Consider the following 6,258-nt stretch of genomic DNA (forward strand, 5'->3'; position numbering starts at 1 on the left):
CGGCCACGGTGTAGCCGTCGCGGGCACCGCCCGACCAGCCCCGGAAGCCGGCCGGCCCGACGCAGCCGAGGTCGAGCACCCCGGCCTGCCGGGGATAGTCGAGGCGTACGGTGAGCGCGGCGGTGCCCGGCGCCACGGTGACCGGCACCGACCGCAGCACGCTCTCGGCGCGGTCCGGCAACGTCCACTTGCCCCGGTGCACCGCCATGTCACCGCTCCGCGTCGGCGCCGGTCCGCGCAGCGGGCACGGCCGGCGGAGCCGCCGTGCTCACCAGCTCGCCGTCCCGGTAGAGCAGCGACCGGCCGGGCCGCGGCACCACCCAGCCGGTGTCGCCGGGCTCGGGTTCGCGCCCCTCGGGCACCACGACCTGGAGGCTGGTCCCCGGCGTTGCGGGGGCGTCCCCGCTGGGCATGTCGAGGGAGACCAGCGAGAAGCTTCCCAGGTTTTCCACCACGACCACCTGCCCGCTCAGCGCCCCCGGCGCCGGCTCGGGGGAGTAGTCCAGGTACTCGGGCCGTACCCCGTAGACGAGCTTCTCGCCGGCGCTCACCCGGTCCCGGGCCTCGTCGGGCACCGGCAGCCGCGTGCCGGCGACGGCCAGTTCGCCGTCGTGCACCTCGGCGTCGACCAGGTTCATCGGGGTGGAGCCGATGAATCCGGCGACGAAGGTGTTGGCGGGGCGGCGGAACACTTCGGTGGGGGTGCCGACCTGGCGGATCCGGCCGCCCTCCATGACGGCGATCCGGTCCGCGAGGGCGAGTGCCTCGGCCTGGTCGTGGGTGACGAAGACGGTGGTGACGCCCAGTTCGCGTTGCAACCGCTTGAGGAAGGTGCGCGCCTCCAGTCGCAGCCGGGCGTCGAGGTTGGACAGGGGTTCGTCGAGGAGGAAGACCTGCGGGTGGCAGGCCATCGCCCGGGCGAGCGCGACGCGCTGCTGCTGGCCGCCGGAGAGCTGCCCCGGGCGGCGCTGCAGCAGCGCGGTGAGGCCCAGCTCGTCGGCGGTCTCGGCGGCCTTCTCGCCGCGGCTGCGGCGGTCCATCTTCTTGATCCGCAGCGGGTAGGCGATGTTGTCCTGCACCGTCATGTGCGGGAAGAGCGCGTAGTCCTGGAAGACCATCGCCACGTCCCGCTTGCCGGGGGGCAGGTTGGTGACGTTGCGGCCGCCGATGTGCACGTTGCCGCCGGAGGCGACCTCCAGCCCGGCGATGGTGCGCAGCAGGGTCGTCTTGCCGCAGCCGGACGGACCGAGCAGCGCGAAGAACTCGCCGTCGGCGATCTCCAGGTCGAGGGCGTCCAGGGCCCGCACCCCGTTGGGGTAGACCTTGGTCAGCTCGCGCATCGTGATGGCGGACATCAGCGCTTGATCCCTCCGTGGAAGCGGAACCCGTACCGGCTGCTGACGAAGACGAACATGAGCGCCACCGGCAGCGAGTAGAGCAGCGAGAACGTGGAGAGCAACCGCAGGTCGGCTTGGCCGCCCTCGGTGTAGAGGGTGTACATGATCACCGCGGCGGGGGCCTTGTCCGGGCTCCGCAGCAGCAGGAACGGCACCAGGAAGTTGCCCCACACGTTCGCCACCGCCCACACGCCGACGGTGGCCAGCCCGGGCCGGACCAGCGGCACCACGATGTGCCGCATGATCTGCAGCGGGCTGGCGCCGAAGACCCGCGCCGACTCCTCGTAGGACGTCGGCGTGGAGTCCATGAAGTCCTTGAGGATGAAGATCGCCGCGGGCAGCAGCCCACCGCTGAGGATCAGGATGACGCCGAGCCGCGAGTCGATCAGGTTGAGCCGGAAGGCCAACTCGAACAGCGGCACCATGGTGGCCGTGCCGGTCACGATCGAGGAGAGCAGCAGCAGCCCGTAGAGCAGCGCGTCGCGGCCGGGCACCCGGACCCGGCTCAGCGCGTACGCGGCGAGCGCCGCGAACGTCACCACCAGCGCCGCGGTGCCGGCGGCCAGGTAGACCGAGTTGCGCAGCGAGCTGAGCGCGTACGGGTTGTCCAGCAGGGCGCGGAAGTTGTCGAGGGTGAACTGCGGCAGCGACGCGGTGACCGTCGGGGTGTCGTCGAACGGGGCGGTCGTCAGCCAGAGCAGCGGCAGCGCGAAGAACCCGAGGACGGCGCAGAGGAAGACGTAGCGCCCGATCTGGGCCAGCAGGTGGCGCACGGCGATGGTGGGGCCCTCGCCGGCCGGGTCGGTGGCCGGCGCGGGCGGCGTGCGGGTCGCGGTGCTCACGCCTTCTCCTTCCGGCGGCCCAGCATGCGCAGGTAGACCAGCGCGATGACCAGGTTGATCAGCAGCATGATGAACGAGATCGCGGCGCCGAAGCCCAGTTCGCCGCCGGAGAGAGCAACCTTGTAGACGTAGACCGGCAGGATCTCCGAGCGCTGCTCGGGGCCGCCGGCGGTGATGAGGAACGGCGCGAAGTCGTTGAACGTCCACAGGCTGATCAGCAGCAGGTTGGTCAGCACGTGCCCGCGGATGCGGGGGAAGACCACGTCGCGCAGCTGCTGCCAGGTCGACGCGCCGGCCAGCCGGGCGGTCTCCAGGTGCGAGCGGGGGACGTTCTCCAGCGCGGCGGCGTAGAGCATCATCGAGAACGCGGTGCCACGCCAGGTGTTGAAGATGATGATCGACAGCATCGGGTGGTCGAGCAGCCAGGCCGTCCCGGGGATGCCGAGCAGCGCGTTGAGGGTGCCGGCGTCCCGGTCAAGCAGGGCGATCCAGAGGAAGGCGACCACCGAGCTGGGCAGGATCCAGGAGAGCAGGACGAAGGCCTCGACCACCCGGCGCAGCGGGCCGCTGCGGTCGCGCAGCGCGAAGGCGATGGCGAACCCGAGCCCGGCCTGACCGATGACCGCCGAGCCGAGGACGAACTGCAGGGTCAGCACCAGCGAGGTGCGGAACCGCTCGTCGCCCAGGGCCCGGGTGTAGTTGTCCAAGCCGACGATCTGAGGGTTGGCGGCGGCCAGGCCGGTCAGCCGGTAGTTGGTGAGGCCCAGGTAGATCGTCCAGACGGCCGGCACCACGAGGAAGAGCAGGATGAGCACCATGCTCGGGACGAGGAACCCGGTGGCCCGGGCCCGGCCGAGCCCGGCGGCGTCGGGGGCCGGGGAGGCGCCCGTGACCGGGCGCGCTCCCTCGACCATCTCGTCAGGAGGTGACGTTACCCGGGCCACCGACGAACCCTTCGACCTTCTTCTGGTACGCGCTGGCCGTCGCGTCGACGGCCTTGCCGGACGCCGCGTCGGCGGTGGCCTCCTGCAGCGCCAGGGAGACCTGCGGGTAGACCGCCAGCGGCGGCCGGTACGCGGTGATCGGCAGCACCTTCTCGGCGACGAAGTTCAGCATCGGGTCGGCGGCGAGGACCTCCTTGTTGACGTCCGTCCGGGCGGTGATCCGGGCGGCGCCGGCGAGTTCGGCCTTGACCGCCTCCGCCGAGTGCATGAACGCCAGCAGCTCCCAGGCCTGGGAGGGGAACTTGGAGTTGGGGTTGAGCGCCCGCACGCCGCCGCCGGACATGCTGACGAAGTCCTGCCCGCGGATGCCGGCGCCGGGCTGCTTGGCCGGGATCAGCGCGTAGCCGACGGTGGTGTCCCGGTCGGCCATCTTGGCGATGCCGTCCTTCGGGTTGATGACGCTGCGCCAGAAATAGTCACCCTCGGCCAGGATGCCGATCTTGCCGGCGGCGAACTCCGCGAAGGACTTGTCGCGTCCCTTCGCCTCCTGCTGGAGCTTCGGGTCGCCCAGCCCACCCCCGTAGACCTTCGTGTAGAAGTCCAGCACGTCCTTGACCGGCTGGTTGCCGCCCGCCCACTTGCCGTCGGCCCAGATCTCGCCGCCGGCGCCGACCAGCAGCGGCAGGGCGCCCTGCATCGAGGTGGCCTCGCCCATCGCGGTGCCGGCGTTGATCTGGATCGGGGTCACCCCCGGCAGCGCCTTGAGCTTGGCGCCGGCGTCGAGGATCTCCTGCCAGCTCTTCGGCTGCCAGTCCGCCGGCAGGCCGGCCTGGGCGAAGAGCTTCTTGTTGTAGTAGAGGACCCGGCCGTCGGTGCCGAGCGGGATGGCGTAGCGCTTGTCCTCGAAGGAGCCGAGGCCCTGCACGGTCTCCGGGATCTGCGACCATCCCTCCCAGGAGTCGACCTGGTCGCCGGCCACCTCGGACAGCGGCTTGAGGTATCCGGCCTGGACGAACTCGCCCACCCAGATGCCGTCCACGGCGATGACGTCGGCGCCGCCCTTGGACCGTAGGTCCAGGGCCAGCTTGGTCTTGTACTGCTCGTCATCGACGCCGCTGGGCACGAACGTCACCTTCGCGGTGACGCCCTTGGCCTTCTGCGCCTCGACGAACCGGGGGATGACCCACTTCTCGATCCACTCCGCCCCGGCGGAGTTCTTGCCGCCGACGATGGCGTTGGCGGAGATGGTGAGGGTGATGTTCTTGGCGTCCTTGCCCGCGGGCTCGGACGAGTCGCCGCACGCGGTGGCGGCGAGGGCTACGGCGGTGAACGCGGCGAGCACTCCCGCTGCGCGTCTCGGCTTGGCTGACATGGGCTGCTTCCCTTCGCAAGGAGGAACTTCGAAGAGACTTGCGGGTCGCCGGCCGGCCGCACGTCCGCCGCCGACGGTGCTTGCGGCCACAATGTCATGACAGCCTGATGACGTAAATACCTGTCACTGAAATGAGCGCGAAACATTCACCGTCACCGCTCGGCGACGGTCACCTCAAGGGAGTAACGACTGGCCCGGTAGATGTGCGCGCCGTGTTCCACGTAGCGGCCCTGGTCGTCGTGCGCGGTGCGGGTCATGGTGAGCAACGGCGCGCCCCGCCGCTCGCCGAGCATCTGCGCCTCCGCCGCGGTCGCCGCCCGCGCGCCGATCCGCTGGTGGGCACCGCGGATGCGCATGCCGCCGGCGCGCAGGATCGCGTACAGGCCCTTGGCCTGCAACGCGTCCATGCTGAGCCGGACCAGGTCGGCCGGGAGCCAGTTCTCCATCAGCGCCAAGGGTTCGGAGTCGGAGAACCGCAACCGGCGCAGGTGCTGCACCTCGCTGCCGGCCGGCACACCGAGCGCGGTGGCGACGTCGGCCGGGCACGCCACAGTGGCCAGTTCGAGCACCGAGGTCGACGGCTGCTGGCCGGCGCGCAGCAGATCGTCATGCAGGCTCGTCAGCTCCACCGCCCGCCGCACCTCGCCCCGCACCACCTGGGTGCCCACCCCGCGGCGGCGCACGATCAGTCCCTTGTCGACCAGGTGCTGGATCGCTTGTCGCACGGTGGGGCGGGACAACCCGAGCCGGTCGGCGAGTTGCAGCTCGCTGTCCAGCCGGTCGCCCGGCGACAGGTCCCCGCGCTGGATCGCCGCGGCGAACTGCTGCGCGACCTGGAAGTAGAGCGGGACCGGGCTGCTCCGGTCGACCGCGATCTCGGGGCCGGCCACGGCACCTCCTCGCTGGGGACGCGCGGAATCTCGGGGGCACGATGATGGGCGCCACTGTACCGAAGTGGTCACCGACCGCAGAGGTAGATGTCATGACAATACATTGACAGAACTCATAGCGCGCTGCTCCAATCAGGGACAGGGCTGGCGGGCACGGCGTCGCCGGCCGAGACGAAGGACGCCGCATGCTCGATGTGCTCACCATCGGCCGGGTCGGGGTGGACATCTATCCGTTGCAGATCGGCACGCCGCTGGCCGAGGTCGAGACGTTCGGCAAGTTCCTCGGCGGCAGTCCCACCAATGTGGCCGTCGCCGCGAGCCGCCAGGGCCTGCGGGCCGGCGTGATCACCCGCACCGGCGCCGACGCGTTCGGCGACTACGTGCACCGGGCGCTGCGCGACTTCGGCGTCGACGACAGCCAGGTCCACCCGGTCGACGGACTGCCCACCCCGGTGACCTTCTGCGAGATCTTCCCGCCGGACAACTTCCCGCTCTGGTTCTACCGCACCCCGACCGCCCCCGACCTGCAGATCCGCCCCGAGGAACTCGACGCCGACGCGATCGCCGCGGCCCGCGTCTTCTGGCTCACCGGCACCGGCCTGTGCCAGCAGCCGAGCCGGGACGCCCACGCGGCCGCGCTGGCCGTCCGCGGCGGGCGCCCGCACACCGTGCTCGACCTGGACTACCGGCCGATGTTCTGGCCCGACCCGGCGGCGGCCACCGCCGCGATCGCCGAGGCGCTGCCGCAGGTCACCGTGACGGTCGGCAACCTCGACGAGGTGGAGATCGCCGTCGGCACCCGCGACCCCGAGC

The 6,258-nt window shown here is 71.2% G+C and carries 7 protein-coding genes; 1 reads left to right on the plus strand and 6 read right to left on the minus strand.

Translation table 11 applies throughout. From position 1 onward, the window contains the following. The 6 genes from NCC78_RS26030 to NCC78_RS26055 form a co-directional block, all read right to left on the minus strand. A partial coding sequence (locus tag NCC78_RS26030; RefSeq protein WP_250797760.1) for a hypothetical protein occupies positions 1 to 208 on the minus strand: 208 nt, incomplete at its 3' end. 1 nt (position 209) lies between these two features. Next, the gene (locus NCC78_RS26035) at positions 210 to 1,355 is read right to left on the minus strand and encodes an ABC transporter ATP-binding protein (RefSeq protein ID WP_250797761.1); all 1,146 of its coding nucleotides are present in this window, start codon (positions 1,353 to 1,355) and stop codon (positions 210 to 212) included. Beyond that, the gene (locus NCC78_RS26040) at positions 1,355 to 2,239 is read right to left on the minus strand and encodes a carbohydrate ABC transporter permease (protein WP_250797762.1); all 885 of its coding nucleotides are present in this window, start codon (positions 2,237 to 2,239) and stop codon (positions 1,355 to 1,357) included. The genes NCC78_RS26035 and NCC78_RS26040 overlap by 1 nt, the downstream gene beginning before the upstream one ends. Further along, positions 2,236 to 3,153, minus strand: a complete 918-nt coding sequence (locus NCC78_RS26045; protein ID WP_250797763.1) for a carbohydrate ABC transporter permease — start codon at positions 3,151 to 3,153, stop codon at positions 2,236 to 2,238. The genes NCC78_RS26040 and NCC78_RS26045 overlap by 4 nt, the downstream gene beginning before the upstream one ends. Before the next feature lie 4 nt (positions 3,154 to 3,157). Then, positions 3,158 to 4,555, minus strand: coding sequence for an extracellular solute-binding protein (locus NCC78_RS26050; protein WP_250797764.1), 1,398 nt, complete (start codon positions 4,553 to 4,555; stop codon positions 3,158 to 3,160). Positions 4,556 to 4,707: 152 nt separating this feature from the next. After that, complete coding sequence (locus NCC78_RS26055) at positions 4,708 to 5,445, minus strand: GntR family transcriptional regulator (protein WP_250797765.1); 738 nt, start codon at positions 5,443 to 5,445, stop codon at positions 4,708 to 4,710. 185 nt (positions 5,446 to 5,630) lie between these two features. Between NCC78_RS26055 and NCC78_RS26060 the strand changes: the two genes are divergently transcribed. Beyond that, on the plus strand, positions 5,631 to 6,258 hold a 628-nt coding region (locus NCC78_RS26060; RefSeq protein ID WP_250797767.1), incomplete at its 3' end, for a PfkB family carbohydrate kinase.

This window comes from Micromonospora phytophila, from assembly GCF_023656545.1.
GTDB lineage: Bacteria > Actinomycetota > Actinomycetes > Mycobacteriales > Micromonosporaceae > Micromonospora > Micromonospora phytophila.

Excerpts from the sequence above, each read along its gene's own strand:
- NCC78_RS26045 (WP_250797763.1), bottom strand. The coding sequence starts at position 3,153 with ATGGTCGAGGGAGCGCGCCCGGTCACGGGCGCCTCCCCGGCCCCCGAC.
- NCC78_RS26050 (WP_250797764.1), bottom strand. The coding sequence starts at position 4,555 with ATGTCAGCCAAGCCGAGACGCGCAGCGGGAGTGCTCGCCGCGTTCACC.
- NCC78_RS26035 (WP_250797761.1), bottom strand. The coding sequence starts at position 1,355 with ATGTCCGCCATCACGATGCGCGAGCTGACCAAGGTCTACCCCAACGGG.